This is a genomic window from Sphaerisporangium sp. NPDC051017, assembly GCF_040683095.1.
Classification (GTDB): Bacteria; Actinomycetota; Actinomycetes; order Streptosporangiales; family Streptosporangiaceae; genus Sphaerisporangium.
In genome coordinates this window covers 32,140-50,529 of record NZ_JBFBCI010000061.1, presented here as the reverse complement: position 1 = coordinate 50,529, position 18,390 = coordinate 32,140, and the positions used below count along the sequence as shown (strand labels likewise).

Sequence of the window (18,390 nt, the reverse complement as noted above, 5' to 3'; positions counted from 1 at the left end):
CCCACACCCCCTCCTTCTATTACTGTTTTACCCCCCACCCCGCCTCCTGTTTATCAAATCTAATATTTTAATTTTTTTCCCACCAAAAACAGGGGGGGGGGCCCCCCCCCCCCCCCCCCCTCTTCTGTGTCGTCACAGCGACCATGCCGGGACTCGTATTTCTAGCGATCTTTCCGTTCGGCAGATTCAACACGGCCGATGCCGAAAATTGTACCTTCGGGATCGCTTCGAACGCATACGCGAGCGGCGCCGACGTTCATATTTTGAGGAGGCTGCCTCCCCCAGTCCGCGAACCCGCCTGTGAGCACGACTTTATCTCCCTGTAGGACCTGCCCGAAATTGGGGACATCGACTCCATGCTTTCCGCCTTCAACAACGGGTTTTGTTCCCTCGGGCCATATGGGAGTTGCCGATCTTTGTGGAGAGCCGTACAGCAACCGGAGGCATTTGCTGTCAGGGGCATATCCTACGGTAGCCGTGAGGCTCGCGTGAGGATACATTCCCGAGCCGTGAACAATGATCAGTGGTGGCTCGTTGGCAGACGACTCTATCTGGTCGGCGTTACAGGCTGCTAAACCTGGCAGCGCGATGAAGGTCAACGTGAAGTGTTTTAGTCTGCCCACGAAATGTTTGTCTGGCGCCACCATGGCTCCATCTTATCGTAGGTAGTGGGAGGTGAGGAGTGTCGGCTATGCTACCGGCAATCCTCAGCGCTGCCTGGAGGCTCTACGCCATCAGCATGTGCTGCAGAGCCAAACCTGCCAGTTGCTGCCAAACCCGCCCGACGTGGGGAAATTTGAGACCTTGGCTATCTGGGTGCGGGCGTCGTCGCCACCCGATACGAGTCCCATCGCTGTCCCTCCCCAGTAAGTTGGACCTCCACTGTCGCCACCGAGTGTGGGGTAGTCAACCTCGAAATTATCCTGGTATCTCACCCCGTCGTAGGTGTACTCGGTGCTGATGTCTGTCACTGTGCCGCATCGGGCGCCTAGTCCTTCTGCTGAGCTGGTTCTCCCGAATGAGCAGGCGGGCCGACCGACTGTTCCAGAACCCCATCCGGCGAATGCGGTCGCGTAGCGAGGCAGGTTAAGCTCGTAATAGAACGTACGGGTGTAGGTCAAGTCGCCGCCCTCGTACCGGGCGAAGTCGTATGCGCTGGAACGGAACATGCGGCTGAGCGTCGCCCTGTTGGTGTCGTAGTCATGGTGGTTCTCGTAGGTGAGATATGGATTGTCGGCGCAGTGTTTTGCGGTGGTTGTGGCTCGCACGTTGGAGCTGGACGTGATGTTGAACCCAGCCGTGCAGTGGGGTTGGCCATCAATTACCATATAACCTCCTCCTCGAAGGTAGTTGTCATGAAGCCTCGATTTCAGATCATCGACGACAGTCACGTTGATTGATATGTTGGGGTTTTCTGAGGGTGCAGCCTGCTCCATGCTTTGCTCGATTTGCTCCTTGTCGACACTGTCGAGCTGATTCGTCGCTTTCAGTTCTGCTTGGAATGTGATGGCGCCGGTTTCGACATTGAAGCGTCCGATCAGGTCCCCGACGTTCGGGTTGCTGTCAAGAATCGAATGGCGGGCATCGCGGGTTTCCTTCAGCTCCGCCTGAGAGAATCCTTTGTTGCTGATGAACTCCACTTCGCCCGGAAGCGTCTTGGCGAGTTCTATCGCCTTGGCGGGCACTTCGCCTTTGAAGCCGATGCGTAGGCTGCGACCGCCGTTGGTGTAAACCAGCCCCGACAGTTCGTTGGGGAAGAGCTCGTTGAGCTTGGCGCCGACCGCATCGACGGCTGGCACCCAGGCGTAGCGGTCGATGGCCTCCTCGAAGGAGTAACCCTTGACCCCTGCGAGGCGGTTGAGGTCGATGAGTTCGGCGAAGGGTATGCCATCGACTCTGATGGTCGGGTCCGGTACGGGGCCGTCAGGCAGGTCAGCTTGCAGGCTGGGGTTTTCCCGGATCATCTTCGCTGCGTGTTCGTCTAGGGCTTTCTTGAGCGAAATGCCCTTCTCTTTGGCCTCGTGTGCGAGCCTGTCGAGAGTGGGCCGGTTGGGTTTGGGTTGCTGGTCGCGCGTGAGGACGAGGGCTTGCGTGCCGGGGGTGGAAGGGTGAGTGGTGGTTTCGGGTTTCGGCGAAGGGCTGCTTGCCGCCTGGGCTAAACCTGCGGGTAGGAGTATCGTTACTGTGAGTAACGCTGTAAGTGTTGCTCGGATCTGCATGTCGTTCCTTTGCCTTATGATCTTGGAGCCGAGTTGCTCACTGATCTTCCGCAAGCTTTTGGATCAAGTCAAGATCTTGACTTCCCTTGAAAACGGGAGCTCCGTATCCGCATTCGGAAGCCACACGGTGATCTGGTGGCGCAGGGCGAGGATCTCGATGTCCTTGTCTCGATCGCCAATGGGTAGCAGCCGCAGTGCGGCGAAGGCGTTCGTGATGGTGAGATAGGCCAGGCGAAGGAGCACGGCCGATTATCTTGCCGCACGCGTTTGCCTCTTCTGGAGGCCGGAGCTTGCGCGCCACGCGAAGTCCCCACATGGCCATGCCTGGGCGGATGTAATTATCGGTTGTGAACATGAACGTGAGAGGTGGGTTGAGTGTGACCGGCTGATTGCGGTGCTGTACGAGCAGATGGAGGGGTTCTGATCCTCCGGAGTCGCCTTACGTGGAGGAGGCTCCAAATCACCCATCGGTGCCTTAGTGGTCGTCTCCGTAAATCTCTCGGGGGTTACGCGGCTGGGGCGAGTACGGCAGGCTGGTGCTCGCAGTGATCGTGCTGCTGGAGGTTGCGCTCTTTCTGTTCGTGTCGCTCGATCCGGGCCATCAGGTCCTCGAGGTCGGCCGGGGTGAACTTCCATCTGAAGGGCCGGGCGGTCTCGTTGTAACGACGCTCGAAGGCGATAAGCCGGTCTTCGACCTGGTCAAGGCTGGTGAAGTCGTTGGGTGTGACGACCTTGCGCTGCACGATGGAGAAGTAGATCTCCACCTGGTTCAACCACGAGGCATGCACGGGCGTGTGCACCAGGATCGCGTTGGGGAAGCGGGCGGTGAGTCGGTCGGCGGCGGCCTTGCCGCGGTGGCTGGAGCCGTTGTCGGTGATCCAGAACACCCGGCGCGCGGAGGCGTAGGGCTGCTGGGTCATGACCTGTTCGACCAGGTCCATGAACGGGACGATGCCGGTCTTGGCCGAGGTGCGGCCGAACACGCGGGCGTGGTGGACGTCGTAGGCGGCCAGGTAGGCCAGCGCGCCGCCGCGGTCGTAGTCGTGGTTGACGCGCATCATCCGCGACCGTCCCGGCGGCAGGGTGGGGTGGCAGCGGCAGCGGGCCTGGATGGAGGTCTTCTCATCGGCGCTGATCACATACTCGTCGTCGCCGAGCGCGGTGCCGTCCCAGTGGCGGGCGTACAACTCCAGCACGCGGGCTGCCTTGACGCTGAAGGCCGGGTCACGGATGAAGATCCATGACTGGTGCTGCCAGGGCTTGAGGGTGTCCTCGGCCAGGATTCGGCGGACGCTGGAGGCCGAGATCGCTACCGCCAGGCCTCGGGTGACCACCTCGCGGGCCAGTTCGCTACTGCTCCAGCGCGACAGCGGTGCGCCGGACTCGGCGGGCAGTTGGCAGGCCAGCGCCTTGACCTCGGCGATCTGGATGGGCGTGAACTGCCGGGGCCGGCCTGATCGGCGCCGGTCGCGAAGGCTGGCCGGGCCGTTGCGGCTGTCGTAGCGGCCCCGCCATAAGCGGACGGTGTCCACGCTCACCTGGTGCCGCTGGGCGATCGCGTTGTTGGAGTGGCCGTGTGCGGCGTCCAGCACGATCCGGGCACGGATCACCAGTTGGTGAGGGGCGGTGTGGGAGTGGGCGATCTGCTTGAGCCGTCGCCGTTCGGCGGCGGTCATGGTGATCTGGCGAGCGGAGGGAGCGGGCACCGGGGTCTTTCGGGATCGGGCGGGCAGACCTCGCCGAGGTTGCCCGATCACGGTCGGGATGTGCCGGTGCGACACGCCGTTAGGGCACGATGGTCTGCATGCCCGCGATCCCCGAGTCCACCAAGATCTCCTTGCAGCAGCGGCTGTGGGAGCGTGCCGAGCAGAACTGGCCGCAACTGATCGGGGTGAATGTCCGTTTCCGTGCCCAGTTCGCCTATGTCGACGGCGAGCTGCGCGACGGTGAGCGGCTGCCCTTGCTCCGCCTGCGCTACGGCGGATCGGCTCACCGGTGGGGCTCGGCGATCTACGTGGCCGGCAACGGGAAGTATGAGGACCAGGTCTGGTTCACAGGCGAGGTCGAGGACGTTTTCGACCTCGCCTGTGACTTGCACGTCGCCAATGCTGACCTCTGATCACTCAACCGCATCCCCACCAGTCAGAAGTCAACCCCCGAGAGACTTCCAGGCGAGACCACTTAGCTGAAGACTGTGGTGTTGAACGGCGTGGGAAAAGGCGTGGTTGTGACTGCGTCAGATGTGGACCGGGAAGATGAGCGATGGGTGTAAGCCCTCTGCCGTCTGAAGCGTCGAAATTACATTAGATGACATCCAAAACCGGGGTTTCCGATAGATCCCGGGATGAGCCTGAGGGTTACCCGTTTACTGCTCAGGTGGGGTCCGGCGTAGAGGCAGCATGAGTCCGGTCCGGGCTCTCGTATGGAACATGTGAAGGCGTGTCCCGAAAGTGCCGCCTGTGTGTGGGTGGTGAGATGGAGACCTCCAAGCGGTGAACCCGTGAGGAGTTGAGTACGTGTTGCGGGGCGCGCTGGCGGACTTGCCTGTAGTAGCTGTGAAGCCTCTGCGTATCGCAGTGGGGGTGGAGCCAAGGGGCGGGGTCGTCTAGGTGAATGAGTGCGATCAACCGGAAGGGAGGAGTCGCATGAATGAGCCACTGCTGGAAGGCAAGTCGCATCGCATTCCGAAACGGCTGGTATGGGATGCGTGGCTGAAGGTGAAGGGAAATGGGGGAGCGGCCGGGGTCGATGGGGTGACGATCGAGCAGTTCGGTGCTGCGGATAGGTTGAAGGACAATCTGTTCAAGCTGTGGAACCGCATGTCGTCAGGCTCGTATTTTCCTGGTCCGGTCCGGGCGGTAGAGATTCCCAAGAAAGGTGGGACGCGAGTTCTCGGTATTCCCAATGTCGTGGACAGGGTGGCGCAGACGGCGGCGGTGCTGGCGTTGGAGCCTGAGGTGGAGCGGGTGTTCCACCCGGACTCTTACGGGTATCGCCCTGATCGGTCGCCGCTGGACGCGATCGAGGTCTGCCGGAAGCGGTGCTGGGAGAAGGACTGGGTCGTGGACCTTGATGTGTCGAAGTTCTTCGACTCGGTCCGCTGGGATCTGGCATTGAAGGCGGTTGGCCGGCACACGGATCAGACATGGATCCTGTTGTATGTGGAACGCTGGCTGAAGGCTCCGATGCGGATGCCTGATGGTGCCCTTGCCGCACGAACTCAGGGGACGCCGCAAGGCGGCCCGATCTCACCGTTACTCGCCAATCTGTTTCTGCACTACGGGATGGACATCTGGCTCTCGCGAGAGTATCCAGGCTGCCGTTTCGAAAGGTTCGCAGATGATGCGGTGATCCATTGTGTGACCGAACGCCAGGCGTTGGAGGTGAAGGAGAGGCTCGGCGTCCGGTTCGCCGACATCGGGCTGCTCCTGCACCCGGATAAAACGAAGATCGTGTACTGCAAGGACGGGAAACGTCGTCGGGATTACCCGGTCACGTCCTTCACGTTCTGCGGTAAGCATTCACGTTCAGCGCGTTTCGGGTTGCGGTGATCGCGCTGTGTGATCATCCCGAGACGCGCGTGAGTACGGCTGTCCGGAGTGTCAGGCCGTAGCCGGGTCAGGCGGCATCCAGAGCTTGCCGATGAGCGCGTCGCGCAGGACGGCCATGACGTCAAGGCCGTGCTTGATCGCGGTGGACAGGTAGCCGCGAATGGCGTACCGATGCCGGGTGTGCTGCTCGGAGCGGAGCCGTCCGGAGATCTTCTGCTGGGTCTTGGCTGGTCGCAGGTCGCGCTCGGCCTGGTTGTTCGTGGGTGGAATGCGCAGGTCGTGGGCGAAGCGCAGGACATCGCCGGCGCGGTCGCGCAACACTTCCAGTAGCAGGCGGCCGACCGGCTGGGTGACGGTCTTGGCCGGGCCGGGGACACGCTTGACCTCCGACAGGCCGACGGCGACCCCGCCTCGGAACATCTTCGTGAACATCGCCAATGTGCCGGCCGCGACGGCGTCCCTGCCCTGTTCGCGGGCGAGGTTGGCGGCGTGGATCAGGCCGCGTAGCGCCATTTGGAGCTGCCGGGGCCAGCGGGCATCGGGGTAGGTCTCGGTGCAGTCTTCGAGATCGCGGATCAGGTGCGCCGCGCAGAGTTGATGGTCTCGCGTCCCGAGGTCGGCGGCGTCGTAGTTCTGGTAGCGGTCGTGCACCACCACGCCGGTCAGGTCGGCCAGCACGAACCGCTTGAAGGTGTCCATGTCGCGTCCGCCGAGCATGTACCAGGTCAGCAGCTCGGTGCAGGCCACCAGCAGATACTTCTTGGCTTTCTTCGGCCCCACGCGGAGCGGGGTCTCGTCGCAGGACACGACGCAGGCCAGGGTGAGCAGCATCCGGATGCGCGCATTGGCCTGCGCGACCGCCGCGGCGGCCCGCCCTATCAGGCCGTGCACGAACCCGGGCGAGGGTTCGGCGCCGGTCAGCGAGGCGACCAGCTCGGCGCACCGGTGCACCGGGATCGCGTGGACGACCAGCAGATACACGCACCAGGCCTGCAGATTGACACCGAGACCGACCGGCGCGGTGCTCACTCCCGCCGGGCGCTCGGCGGTGTGCACCCGGCCGCACCGGCAGGCGACCGTGTGCAGGTTGTGCTGGAACCGCCGGGCCACCACCAGCGGGATCTCGATCTGCTGGTGGGCGGCGGTCACTCCCAGGTCGGCCGCCTGGGTGAGATCGACCCCGCACCCGCACGGCCCTTGCGGGTAGTGATCGATGACGTCGCCGTCGTCGACGTCATCCGACCAGGCCAGCGCCCGGCCCTCGGCACCGGGCTGCTTTCCCGGCCTGCGCCGGGCAGCGCTGCCGGCCGTCCGATCCTTCGGCTTCTTCCGGCCGGGAAGGTCATCAGCCGAGGGCGGCATTCCCGAGTTGCCGCTGTTGCGCGAGACCAGCCGCTCCAGCTTGGCCACGCGTTCCCGCAGCTGAGCGACCTCCGCCTTCAGCGCAGCGTTCTCGGCCATGAGGGCACGCGTCAGAGCGATCAGCTCCTCGCGGGACATCTCCTCCAGGCCGGACACCCGAAGATCACATCATCTGCAAGCCGATTGATCAAAGTAACGGACGGTTACACATCCAGTCGAACCGTTACACCATGCGCATGACGTGAATGCTTACGTTCTGCGGGTATGAGTTTCGTCCTCGGGAAGCCTTCGATAGAGCGCGGAAGGAAAGGTACACGAACTTTCTGCCTGCGCCATCTTCGGAGAAGATTACGGAGATGGGGCGGAAGGTCAGTTCGTGGAAAATCCCTCGGCACACAACCCTGACACTGGAGGACATCGCCCGGCGGGCGAATCCGGTCCTGCGGGGCTGGTTCGCCTATTTCACCGTGTTCTATCCGAGCAGGGTGATCCCGCTGTGCAGGCGTATTGATCGCATCTTGATGCGCTGGGCGCGGAAGAAGTACAAGCGACTGAAACGCAGCAATAGACGTGCGAAGAATTGGCTGCGACGGGTGCGGGATAGTGCCCCGAGGCTGTTCGCGCACTGGCTGCTGCGGTATTGACCCGACAGCAGGGACGGCACGAGCCGGATGACGGGAGACTGTCACGTCCGGATCTGTGAGGGCCGGGGGCTGCGATGCCCCCGGCTACTCGGCCAGGCGCAATGCCCGAGCCCACACCATGCCCGAGCCGCATAGCCAAAGGTCAACCACCATGACCAACTTCTCGCACCCAACAACGCCGACGAGATCGGCTCAGCAGAGTACTCCACGAATACTCACATGCCGCTTGAACTGGGTGGATGAGGTTTTCGGCAGGCGCAGTGTCTCCTGCCCCAGGGGTTCGAGTCCCGCTTGACGACGGAGTCAGGATGACTCGCAGACGATTTTGGATGCGATGCGCGGCCCCCCTGACGTGCATAGATGAGGCTATTTGATCGGCGCACGCCGGCCGTCAATCAAGAAGGCCTGACAATTTGGCCGTAAGTGCGGGTGGGGCCTCGCTTTCGAGGATGCGGTTGTCCATGCCGCACTCTTTGGTCCAGACTGTCACTCCGGCGGGAGGCCCTTGAGCGTATCGGAAGACAAGACGTATCGACGGCGCCGCCCCAGTCGGACAGGTCCCGTCGTATTCCTGCGTCGGCCGAGAGGCGATCTGGGACGATATTTCTTTCGCAACGTCCGCACCGTAGGTCTTCCCCTGCGGCGCCATGGTGCTGAGCCTGCAAACGGTAAGGGCGATTGCACCCTCGGGCACCAGGTGCTGGTCCTGCCCGATCCTGCCGCGCCCCGGTTCGCATTCGTCCATCGGGGTGAGGGATGGCCAGTGCCTCTTGTCGAAGGCCGTGCGCACCGCGTCTCCGATATAGGACCTCGTGCGTAATACGCCGTTCGTGGTGTCTACGCACTGGTTGTCGTCATAAGCAGTGCCGATCCACGACACGTCGCCATCGCTGTAGCGCAGGCGGATGAGGTAGCTGTGCGGTATGGAACCGATCATGGTACAGGCTCGCCACGACGGTGCGGCGGTGGGAAGATGATTGAGATCCGCCACCATCGTGGTGAGACCGTCAGTCAGTCGTCGCGGTGCGGTCGTTCGCAATCCTTGTGTATTGTAGGCGCAAATATCGGCCTCTAGAGGGGCGCCTGGCACGAGACGTTCGCGGTTTCCCGAGCTTGTGGCTGGCACCCAACCCCCTGGTGCCTTCCCCTCCCATCGGGTTGGGCATTCCGACGCGGCTGACGCTGGGGGCGGAGCAGGTGCGGCGCATGCATTTGCAGCGAGCAGTCCGAGTGCGCACACCATCGCTGGGATGGCCTTTCTCATATCCCTTAGACGCATGATCTTCCAGGTTGGTTGCCGGAGCGGATCTCACTGTACTTCTTGAGCGATCACGCGGAGACGAGCGGGCGCCCGGGACCGTGCCCGGACGCCCGACTTTGTGCGCTCTTCGTGTTCAGCTCGTTACGGGTATACGGGTGTAATTGTTTCGAATCCGGACGCCTGGTTCATCCGTCCCCAGTCCATGAGGTACATGGAGTCGGTGCAGCCGTCGCCATCGTGGTCGCCCTTGGCGTTTGCTACGCCCCGGGCCGATACGGTGTTGTTGCTGTTGTAATTGAAGACCGCTCCGCCGCTGTCTCCGAGGTCCACTGTGTTCCCCGGCGAGCAACCCTTTACTGCGAGCGTCAAGTCCGTGCTCGTCGTGCCTGTACCGTCGAAGTCCCGCCAATTCAGGCTGCGGGCCCGCCACTGGGTCACCGTGTAGTTACAGGTCGTCCCGGTGCGGGCGCCCGAAGCGCAGAGCGAGGTGCCGACCGGCGTGTTCCCGTAGTTCGTCACTGCGCGAAGGCTTGCTGACGTCGAACCGCCGTCCCAGATGTATGGGCGAATCGTGGCCCGTATCAGCATCACGTCCTGGGATTTGTTGCCGACGGCTGCCGTGCCGATCGTTTCGCCGGTAGTGTCCTTCATGACATCACCGACCATACCGCAGTGCCTGGCCGTCAAGAGATATGTCGTCCCAGCCGAATTCTTGACGCCGAAGGCCGTCGAGCACGTGTGCGTCTCCGAAGAGTTGTCTACACATGGGCCCCCTGTAATGGTGCGCGAGCTGTTTCGGTAACCGATTCCTCCCTGCCAGGGGCTCGCGTCATTGCACCGGCTGATCATCTCCGGCGGCAGTGCCTCTTTGAACTCCACAGGGACTCCGACGTCGGGTGTGCGGAGTTTACTGATCTGCGATCCTGGCGACGTGAGCACTTGCAACCCAGACCCGATGGCGGAGACATGGATCGTGTGTGCCGGTCCGCCTGCCGCCAGTCCTACCACAGCATTGAGCCGATCCGCCGCAGCATTGAGCTGCTTTTCGGAATAGGGAGCATGCTGGATCTCCACCGGTGCTGTTGCGCGGGCCTGCTCAATCGTCGGCTTGAAGGATTCCGGAACGTCACCGCTCCACCAGAGAATAACCTTGTCGCCAGCTAGTTGCAGACCGGTGAAGCCGGCTGGATCATGCTCGTACGCGGCGAACTGGATGACGTCGGCGGCCTTCAGCAAGGGCTCTTGTTTGCCCATCACTTTTGCAGCTGCCAACGCCTCGCCAGTCAGAGGCGCGTTGATCGGGGCGGGTGCGGATGATGATTGTGCTTGATTGGCTACCGCCGAACCCGCAGGTTCGGGCTCGGCATTAGCCGGATGAACAAGAAGTGCGGAGCAGGTGATGACCGCCACCGTAAGTGCGATCCTGTTGCCTGGCGTGAAACGTAAGCGCTTCGTCACCGTAAACCTTTCCTTGAGCTCGTATTTGTACTTTCTATCAGGATTTCCGGTATATGCAATGTGAGGTATTTCATATTTGGGTGAGAGTAAGTACCTGAGCAGATGAGAAGGGCATTCGGATAGCTGGAGTGCCGTTTCAGTTGTGCGGTCTTGACCCACCTGCCGCCACCGAATGTGACGTTCGTGGCGGTGAGGCTCCGCCCGCCGACAGAATGGCTGGCGGTCGGCGAGCGCGTCTTCAATGTGAGACGGCCGTCGACGATGATTGAGCCGTAGAACTGGAAGTCGGCCGACATTGCCCGGCCTGGTCGATTGGCCACGCGTACACTGTGTTCAGTCAATCCTTCGGTGGTGTGATCAACACCGAGGCGGTGCCTGTCGGCGCCCGCACACACTGCCGCACATTGATGTCGTTGATCGCGTAGTGGAAGGCGACGGCATCGGCGTCAGCCGGTCCACGCCAGCCCATGAGTGTAGATCGTTGTCAGGGGGCATCCCCACCGCCTGAGAAACTCGCGCACAGCGGTCGCGCCCGGCGCGACGGAGCCGTCGGACTGGATCCGGAGAGAGGTGTCGACCGCGGCCCACACCGTACCTTTGCGTATGCGCTGAGGCGATGCGCTGGCTTCCATCGTGAACGTGCCATCCATGGCCCACGCGGTCCGTGTCTTGGGCCGATGACTCAACACCTCCACCGGATTGCTGGAAGTCCGAGCCGCGGTCGAAGCCTCGACCGGATCTTTCTCGTTGGGAACATTATGGACACGTGATGCCACGCGGAGCTGCGCAAATGCCGGAGACCTCGTAGTAAAAGTCCCCAGTAACACGAGACAGAGCTCGAGTGAACTTGCATGGACTCTCAAAAGCAGCTCCCGGAAGTCGGCGTTCGTTCGTGTCATGCTAGGAGATCAACTCCAGGAGAATCGTGAAGGAGGTTCGAAGTGTCGTCAAGAGTAGATTGACTAGCGGCTCGCGCGCCTGTGGATGTAGAAAAAATATAGAGTGGCGAGGTCGGCAGGCTTTCGGTACCGCGCGTATTTGATACGACACCTTCCGCTACATTGGATCTCGTGTGCCCAGAAGAGTAGGAGGCGCGGCCGTGACGTAGCGGTGGATCTGGTTGTTTATAAGCTCGTCGTCCCTTTGTCGGTGGAAGTCTGGTCCGGGTAGTTACCAGGGGGCCGGTAACAGGCTGGCGGCTTCGTCTGGAAACGGGCAGGGTCGAAGCCCAGCGTAAAAGGCCCTTTCAAGGGGAAGCAACGACGCGGTCCGTAGCATGAAGCGAAGCCTGTGGCGTCGTTGCTCAGCCGTTGTTCCGGAACGGGACAAGGGAGAGCCCGCGTCCACGGAGATGGTATTTGGGAAGGCCACTCGTAATTCGGTGACTATTTAAGAAGCAATCCCTTCAATAGTCGCTTTAGCATCGTTCGTCCTATACTTGGAAGCGGGCTTCTGCTTCGCCACCACCCGAACTCGATGCCGCCGCCTGGCCGGGCAACCTGACCATCGGGCGCACTGGACGAGGCCGGCCAGGAGAAGAAAGGCGTGGCCACGGCGGGCGTCAAGCGCCAGCACATAGGCGTCGCCGGCGGCATCAACACCGTGTACCTGGCCTACGTCCGCGCCGCCACGGGGCACGCGCTGATCGGCGGACGGCAATGGAAACCCACTGAACAGATGAGCGACCCCGTCGCCGCGATCACCACCGGCCTGCCGCTGCATCTGACCTTCGCGACCAAGGGCGAACTGGCCATGCCTCCTATCCGCACCTCCATACGGACCTTCGCGCTTCGTCTTTGCGCCTGCCGATAATTCCGTCCATACAGGTCAAGCGGCATGTGAGTATTCGTGCAGGACGCCGCCGAGCCAGTCTCTTCTACGTATGTTCAGGTCGGTGATTCGCTCGAGATCCGTGATCGGGTCTGGGACGGGACGCAGCGGGGCTGCTTGGTTCAGGGCTTGGTGGCCTCGGTGCTGGTTGTAGAAGGGTTCGTATTCGCGCAGGGCGTGCCGCAGGTGGTGTTCGTTCCATACGAGGCAGCGGTCTAGTGCTGCGTTCCTCAAAGGGTGTAGGTGAACCGTCGGCGTAGCTGCCGTGGTGGCGGTGGTGGGCGTCCCCAGACCCAGGGTTTGGCCTGGGCGTTGAGCTGGGCGGTGGCGATTCGGGTGGCATAGTCGATGTCGTCGGGGCCGACGAAGCACTGCCCGGCGATGGTGTGCCGTCGGAAGATGCGCCACCAGGCTTCTTGTAGGTTGAGCCAGCAGGCGCCGACCGGGATGAAGACCTGCCGGATTCGGGGATGGTTGGCCAGCCAGTCCGGGGTGTAGAACGACACTCCGTTTGAGCACGTAGATGACGTGCGGCGACATGGCCGTTGTCCATGATCTTGAGTGTGATTGAGTCAATCGTGGTCGCGTCCTCGGAGCGGTGTAAAAGGCTCGACGAGATAGGTGCCGTGAGTGGATCTTAGGCGGCCTCGGTAGCGGGTGCCAAGGCCGGGTCGTCGGTCGGGCGGAGCTGTGCGGGCGGGTGGAGCAGGGCTCGGCGGAGGTCCTGCAGGACGCGCAGGCCCTTGCTGGTGCTGGTGAAGCCGCGCCAACCGCGGGCAGCACGGTCCAGGACGGCCCAGACCAGGCTGACGCAGGAGGTCTCGCCGGGGAAGCGGCCGATGACCTTGACCCGGCGTCGGGTCTCGCCGAAGGTGCGCTCGATGGAGTTGGAATGCCGCACGCGCTTGTGGTGCTTGAGCGGGAAGCGCAGATACGGGGTCAGTGACGCCCGGTCGGTCAGCGGGCACTTGACCGCTGCCGGATAGTGGCGGTTCCACCGTTCGGCGAAGGCGTCGATGCGCCGCTGGACGAGCTCGACCAGCGGCTGGCCGACTGTGACGTCCTCGCCCAGGTCGCTGATGTCGAAGATCTTCCAGAAGTCGGCCTTCACCTCAGCCTGGTCATCGCAGGAGACCTTCGCGACCACGTTTCTGGCGCGGTGAACGAGACACCTTTGGCGCAGCGAGACGGGGAAGACCTGCTCAGCCGCGCTGATCAGGCCGGGTGCGCCGTCGGAGATGATCAGCAGCGGCGGGCGCAGGCCGCGGGCGATCAAGTCGGTGAGGAAGTCGTCCCAGGCGTCGGTGGACTCGGCGCCGGCGGCGGCCAGGCCGACGAAGACCGGCCTGCCTTCGGTGGTGATGCCCCAGGCGGCCAGGATCGGCTCGGCCCGGCTGCTGGCCTCGTGCATCTTGAAGTGAGAGGCGTCCAGGAATAGGTAGTCCAGCTCGACGTCGGTCAGGTCGCGCCGGCACCAGGCGTCGTACTCGGCGACGATGGCCTGGCAGATCGTCGAGACCGTCGACTTGGACAGCGCGGCTTCGGGGCCGAGCGCGTCGGCCAGCGCGCCCTCGACGTCACGCGTCGACAGGCCACGCACGAAGGAGGCGATGACCAGCGTCTCGAGGGCGTGGGTGCGGGTGACGCCAGTGCCGAACAGGCGGGAGGCGAACTTCTCGGTGGTGCCGCGCAGCTTGGGCCGGGCCACGGTGATCGGGCCGCTGGTGGTCTTGACGGTGGTCGGGCAGTGGCCATTGCGATGGCCGGGCCGCACCACTGTCTCTTCCGCATCCCCGCTGTTGCCGGCGACGGAGGCGGTGGTGGTGCGCTGGTAACGCGCGCGGCCGAGGAACGCGTCCACCTCGGCCTCGACGGCGGTCTGAATGATCAAGCGGGCACCGAGCCGCGCGACGTCCTCGATGACCTCGACCAGATCACGATCGGAGGTGAACAGGGCGTCGATCTCGGCACGGATGGTCTGGATAGGCGATACTCGACGGGTCACGAGCGGGGGACCTCTTTCGTGCAGAACTTGGCGGTTCAACACGGAACCTACGCTCGTGATCTATTTACACCGCATCCGGGACGCGACCTCAATCGTCGCTGTTCATGCCCGGCGACATCGTGAGCACGAAGACGAAGAACGGCCCTCCCCGGATGGACTTGCCCAGCCGCCGGAGAGAACCGTCCCTCATGCAGAGATCACACTGCGGTGCTCACGGTAGGGACCTGTCCGGCGCGGGTCGAGTCTGAGCTGGTCTCGGGCGTGTTGCGGTGTCCGGGGTGTGCGGGTGAGTTGCGGCCGTGGAGTCATGGGGTGCGGCGGGTGCTGCGCAGGTTGGCGTGCGGCGCGCGGCTGATCGTGCGGCCTCGGCGGGCGCGGTGTTGTGCGTGCCTGGTGACGCACGTGCTGTTGCCGGCGAATCTGCTGTTGCGCCGGGCCGATGAGGTCACGGTCATCGGGCAGGTGCTGGGCCGGGCCGCGGCGGGTGAGGGTTATGGGCGGATCGCGGCCTGGGTGGGTCGATCGGTGTGGTCGGTGCGGGCGTGGGTACGCCGGGCCCGCAGCCGGGCCGGGCAGTTGCGTTCGGCGTTGGCTGAGTGGATCGTCGCGCTGGATCCCGACCCTGCGCCTGCCGAAAATTACATCCGCCCAGGTCATGACCCTGCGAAGGCTTCGCGTGGCGGCGCGAGCTCCGGCCACCCAGAAGACGGAACACGTACGGCAGGATGATCAGCCGTGCTCCTTCGCCTGGCCTACCTCAGCGTCACGTACACTTTCGCCGCGCTGCGGTTGCTGCCCATGGGCGACCTGGACAAGGACATAGAGATACTCGCCCTGCGCCACCAGATCACCGTCCTTGAACGCCACCTCGGCGCCGACACCAGAGTGCATTTCGCACCCGAAGACCGGGCCTTGCTCGCCGCGCTCCTCACCTCGCTGCCCCGCGAGGTCCTACGCCGACTGCAACTCCTCGTCCGCCCGGACACCGTCCTACGGTGGCACCGCGATCTGATGAAACGGCGTCACGCCCGTACCTGCAGGCCGAAGCAGCCTGGGCGCCCACCAACGGTCCGCTCCATCCGCACTCTCATCCTGCGCCTGGTTCGGGAGAACCCCGGCTGGGGCTATCGGCGGGTGCATGGTGAGCTCGCCACACTCGGCATCAAGGTCGCGCCGTCCACGGTCTGGGAGATCCTCAAGCAAGAAGGCCTTGATCCAGCACCCCAGCGGGCATCCACCACATGGGCCGACTTCCTGCGCTCGCAAGCCGACGCCCTACTGGCTTGCGATTTCATCGAAACCGTCACCTTAAACGGGCAGCGCCAGTACATCCTGGCCGTCATCGAGCACGCCGGCAGGCGCATTCGTGTGTTGGGCACCACCGCTCACCCGACCGTCGGCTGGGTGATTCAGGCGATCAGGAATCTCGTGATGGACCTGGAGCATGCGAACTGCCGGGCACGCTTTCTGATCCGAGACCGGGATGGGAAGTTCCCCGCCCTCATGAACGAAATCCTCGCCGATGCAGGCATCCAGACCGTACTCACCGGTATCCGGATGCCGCGAATGAATTCCATCATGGAGCGATGGGTGCAGTCCTGTCGCCACGAACTCCTGGACCGCTGCCTGCTCTGGAACGAACGCCACCTGCGGCACGCCCTACGCGAGTACGAACTGTTCTACAACCGGCACCGAGCCCATCAAGCTCTGGCCCAAGCCGCCCCGCTGCGTACTGTCCCGGACCCGATCACGGATCCAGAGCGAATCACTGACCTGAACATACGCCGACGAGACCGGCTTGGCGGCGTCCTTCACGAGTACTCACATGCCGCTTGACCTGCATGGATCGAATTTTCGGCAGGCACAAGACCAGTCCGGCGATGGAGACCCGCCCGGATCCCTTGCCCGAGACCGAGACGATCGGAGTGTGACCGCGGCGGCCCCAGGTGCGCACCTTCGGCGGGCGCAGCGTCTGACCTGCCTCGTCTTCAAAACAAATCCACGCCTGGCGCTGCGCCGCTACCGTTTTCCCGCCGGCCACGCCTCCCGCCGCCAGGTCGCGATGGCCTGCTCGTCGCGTTCGACCGCCCGGTGCGCCGGGACCTGGACCGACCAGCCGATGCGGTGCAGCAGATAGGCGGTCCCGCGCAGCGTGTAGCGCGTGTGGAACATCCGGGCGATCAAATCCGATATCCGGGCCAGGGTCCACCGCTGGTCCTCGCCGAACCCGTGCACCGCCGGCCCCTGGTCTAGGTGGCTGGTGTTAAGCGGGTCATCTCGACCGGACGATTCTGGGTGACTCGCTCAGCACCGGTTCTGCATGCAGGCTGAGACAAGGGCCTGGCGGCGCGGATCCGGCGATCATGCGGTCTCCGGAGTTGTCCACAAGGCCGCTGGGGGCGCCCTGTGTGGCCGCCTCCGGTCGGCGATCTAGGCGTTCGCCCTGGTCACGCCCCTGCTGCAGCCCACCGCCCGCCTGGGGTGGAGCTGATACCGAGGACTGCCAGACGGGCGAGGTTGACGGCAGCGGCCAGCAAGGAGAAGTCAGCGTCGATTTTGATGGTGCCCCGGACGCGGGCGCGACGTCCGCCGTGCCGTCGCCGCATCAGATGGGCGATCTTGCGTTCGACCTTGGGCCGGGTGGCTCGATAGCTGGCCAGCCAGCCGGGATCGCGGCTGTCGGCCCGGCCTCGGGCCAGCTGCTCTTCGTGCGGGCTGATCTTGATCTCGCGGCCGTCCTTGGCCGTGGTGCAGCGGGCCGCCAGCGGGCAGATCGCGCAGACGGCGCCGAAGCGGGCCACCCCGCTGCCATCGCTTTGCGGCCGGATGGCGACGCTCACCCGGTTCGGGCAGCTCACCTGCCCGGCCTTCAGATCGATGGTGAAGGCGTCCTTGGTGAAGCGGCCGCCCGGCGCGTTGGCCGGCTGCACCTTGATCTTGCTGTCGATGCCGGCCTCAGCCAGCCGGGCCAGCAGCGGCCCGGTGCCGTAGGCGGCATCACCATAGACTTCGGCGGCCTGTTCGACTTCGGCCTGCTCGGGCAGGATGTCGGCCAGCAGGTCGACAGCCGGGTCGGCGTCGCCGACGTTGCCCGCGCTCACCACGGTGGCGGTGATGATCTCACTGTCCGGGTCCTCGGCAATATGGCCCTTGTAGCCATCAAAGGAGCGGCTGGCGGTCTTGCGGCCGTGCCGGGACTCCGGATCGACGGTGGAGACGATGCGGCCCTTGGCCACCTTGCGGGCGATCCGGAACACCCCGCCCTCGTCCTGCTCCAGATCCTGGCCGAGCACCGTGGCCAGCAGCCGGGCGGCCTGCGCCACCTCCTGCTCCGGCCGACGCCCGTCCAGATGCGCCAGCAGCGCATACCCGTCCCGGGCCCGGGAGTCGATCAACGCCTCCCGCTCAGCCGCGTCCGTCCAGTCGATGACCGGCTTGCCCAGATCGGTGTAGGCGTCCCCGCTGGAGATCAGCGCCCGCAACTCGGTCCGCAGCGGCCGCTCAGCCGCGCGCAGCAAGCCCCGGATCGCCGAGCGGATCAACGTGACAGTGTCCTGGGTGGCCACCGCATCGTAGATCGGCGCCGAGTCCAGCACCCGCTTGCGGCCGATCAACCCGGCCTGGGCGGCCACCTCCACGGTCCGCTCGAAGATGCGGTCCGGCCGATCGGAGGCGGCCAGCCGGGCCCGCATGTCCACCAGCACCGTGTGCACGAACCCCGGATGATCGAAATCCAAGCCGCCAGCGGCGTACTTCCACCGCACATCGAAGGCGAACCGGTCCACCGCCTCGCGATCCGACAGCCCTTCCAGCCGTTGCAGCACCATCACCACCGCCACGATCATCGGCGGCACCGACCTGCGCCCATCCTCGGCGAACAGGCCGGCGAACATCGCATCCGGAAACAGGTTCCGGCACTCACGGTGCAGCACCGCGTAGATCGAGTTCGGCGCAATGCGCCCCTCGACGAAACTCACCGTGGAGGACAGCAACCCCGGCTGCATCGGAGTCTGGCCCACCGCCATCGCTCAACCCCATCCCCACGCCCGGTGACCAACAC

General features: G+C 63.9%; 19 protein-coding genes. 6 read left to right on the top strand and 13 right to left on the bottom strand.

The window, feature by feature from the left end; genetic code table 11:
• Positions 1–734: 734 nt before the first annotated feature.
• The 3 genes from AB0M95_RS33490 to AB0M95_RS33480 form a co-directional block, all read right to left on the bottom strand.
• Positions 735–2,219 (bottom strand): S1 family peptidase, encoded by a 1,485-nt coding sequence (locus AB0M95_RS33490; protein WP_363773405.1) that lies wholly within the window; start codon positions 2,217–2,219, stop codon positions 735–737.
• A gap of 63 nt (positions 2,220–2,282) precedes the next feature.
• Entirely contained in the window at positions 2,283–2,462 is a 180-nt protein-coding gene (locus tag AB0M95_RS33485; protein ID WP_363773402.1) for a hypothetical protein, read from the bottom strand.
• A gap of 263 nt (positions 2,463–2,725) precedes the next feature.
• The gene (locus AB0M95_RS33480) at positions 2,726–3,925 is read right to left on the bottom strand and encodes an IS630 family transposase (protein WP_363773399.1); all 1,200 of its coding nucleotides are present in this window, start codon (positions 3,923–3,925) and stop codon (positions 2,726–2,728) included.
• Between the two features lie 98 nt (positions 3,926–4,023).
• Between AB0M95_RS33480 and AB0M95_RS33475 the strand changes: the two genes are divergently transcribed.
• Together AB0M95_RS33475 and ltrA are read left to right on the top strand one after the other, a co-directional pair.
• A complete protein-coding gene (locus AB0M95_RS33475; RefSeq protein WP_363773396.1) occupies positions 4,024–4,338 on the top strand; it encodes a hypothetical protein in 315 nt (104 codons plus the stop codon).
• A 526-nt stretch (positions 4,339–4,864) separates the two neighbouring features.
• Positions 4,865–5,770 carry a group II intron reverse transcriptase/maturase gene (gene ltrA, locus AB0M95_RS33470; RefSeq protein ID WP_363773393.1) on the top strand — a complete coding sequence of 302 codons (906 nt, stop codon included), beginning with the start codon at positions 4,865–4,867 and terminating at the stop codon, positions 5,768–5,770.
• A gap of 51 nt (positions 5,771–5,821) precedes the next feature.
• On the opposite strand, the gene AB0M95_RS33465 is transcribed toward ltrA, so the two are convergent.
• A complete protein-coding gene (locus tag AB0M95_RS33465; RefSeq protein ID WP_363773390.1) occupies positions 5,822–7,288 on the bottom strand; it encodes an IS66 family transposase in 1,467 nt (488 codons plus the stop codon).
• Between the two features lie 89 nt (positions 7,289–7,377).
• On the opposite strand from AB0M95_RS33465, the gene AB0M95_RS33460 reads away from it, so the two are divergent.
• Positions 7,378–7,776 (top strand): group II intron maturase-specific domain-containing protein, encoded by a 399-nt coding sequence (locus AB0M95_RS33460; protein WP_363773387.1) that lies wholly within the window; start codon positions 7,378–7,380, stop codon positions 7,774–7,776.
• A 391-nt stretch (positions 7,777–8,167) separates the two neighbouring features.
• Here AB0M95_RS33460 and AB0M95_RS33455 read toward each other — a convergent pair whose 3' ends face one another.
• From AB0M95_RS33455 to AB0M95_RS33440, 4 genes are all read right to left on the bottom strand, one after another.
• The gene (locus AB0M95_RS33455; RefSeq protein WP_363773384.1) at positions 8,168–8,770 is read right to left on the bottom strand and encodes a hypothetical protein; all 603 of its coding nucleotides are present in this window, start codon (positions 8,768–8,770) and stop codon (positions 8,168–8,170) included.
• A 408-nt stretch (positions 8,771–9,178) separates the two neighbouring features.
• Positions 9,179–10,495, bottom strand: a complete 1,317-nt coding sequence (locus AB0M95_RS33450) for a hypothetical protein (protein ID WP_363773381.1) — start codon at positions 10,493–10,495, stop codon at positions 9,179–9,181.
• Positions 10,492–10,815, bottom strand: coding sequence for a hypothetical protein (locus AB0M95_RS33445; protein ID WP_363773378.1), 324 nt, complete (start codon positions 10,813–10,815; stop codon positions 10,492–10,494). Before AB0M95_RS33445 ends, AB0M95_RS33450 begins: the two co-directional genes overlap by 4 nt.
• Positions 10,816–10,832: 17 nt before the next feature.
• Positions 10,833–10,964: a hypothetical protein gene (locus AB0M95_RS33440; RefSeq protein WP_363773375.1), complete on the bottom strand. Its 132-nt coding sequence runs from the start codon at positions 10,962–10,964 to the stop codon at positions 10,833–10,835.
• A 1,076-nt stretch (positions 10,965–12,040) separates the two neighbouring features.
• Between AB0M95_RS33440 and AB0M95_RS33435 the strand changes: the two genes are divergently transcribed.
• Together AB0M95_RS33435 and AB0M95_RS33430 are read left to right on the top strand one after the other, a co-directional pair.
• Complete coding sequence (locus AB0M95_RS33435; RefSeq protein WP_363773372.1) at positions 12,041–12,307, top strand: hypothetical protein; 267 nt, start codon at positions 12,041–12,043, stop codon at positions 12,305–12,307.
• A gap of 36 nt (positions 12,308–12,343) precedes the next feature.
• Positions 12,344–12,544: a hypothetical protein gene (locus AB0M95_RS33430; protein ID WP_363773369.1), complete on the top strand. Its 201-nt coding sequence runs from the start codon at positions 12,344–12,346 to the stop codon at positions 12,542–12,544.
• A gap of 11 nt (positions 12,545–12,555) precedes the next feature.
• On the opposite strand, the gene AB0M95_RS33425 is transcribed toward AB0M95_RS33430, so the two are convergent.
• The 3 genes from AB0M95_RS33425 to AB0M95_RS33415 form a co-directional block, all read right to left on the bottom strand.
• Positions 12,556–12,831 (bottom strand): hypothetical protein, encoded by a 276-nt coding sequence (locus AB0M95_RS33425; protein ID WP_363773366.1) that lies wholly within the window; start codon positions 12,829–12,831, stop codon positions 12,556–12,558.
• Between the two features lie 131 nt (positions 12,832–12,962).
• On the bottom strand, positions 12,963–14,330 hold the full coding sequence (locus AB0M95_RS33420) for an IS256 family transposase (RefSeq protein ID WP_363773363.1): 1,368 nt from the start codon (positions 14,328–14,330) through the stop codon (positions 12,963–12,965).
• Between the two features lie 305 nt (positions 14,331–14,635).
• On the bottom strand, positions 14,636–14,785 hold the full coding sequence (locus tag AB0M95_RS33415) for a hypothetical protein (protein WP_363773360.1): 150 nt from the start codon (positions 14,783–14,785) through the stop codon (positions 14,636–14,638).
• 280 nt (positions 14,786–15,065) lie between these two features.
• On the opposite strand from AB0M95_RS33415, the gene AB0M95_RS33410 reads away from it, so the two are divergent.
• On the top strand, positions 15,066–16,166 hold the full coding sequence (locus tag AB0M95_RS33410) for an integrase core domain-containing protein (RefSeq protein WP_363773357.1): 1,101 nt from the start codon (positions 15,066–15,068) through the stop codon (positions 16,164–16,166).
• A gap of 183 nt (positions 16,167–16,349) precedes the next feature.
• Here the strand turns inward: AB0M95_RS33410 and AB0M95_RS33405 are convergent, their stop codons facing one another.
• Positions 16,350–16,565, bottom strand: coding sequence for a winged helix-turn-helix domain-containing protein (locus AB0M95_RS33405; protein ID WP_363773354.1), 216 nt, complete (start codon positions 16,563–16,565; stop codon positions 16,350–16,352).
• 212 nt (positions 16,566–16,777) lie between these two features.
• A complete protein-coding gene (locus AB0M95_RS33400) occupies positions 16,778–18,355 on the bottom strand; it encodes an IS1182 family transposase (RefSeq protein WP_363773351.1) in 1,578 nt (525 codons plus the stop codon).
• Between the last annotated feature and the right edge of the window lie 35 nt (positions 18,356–18,390).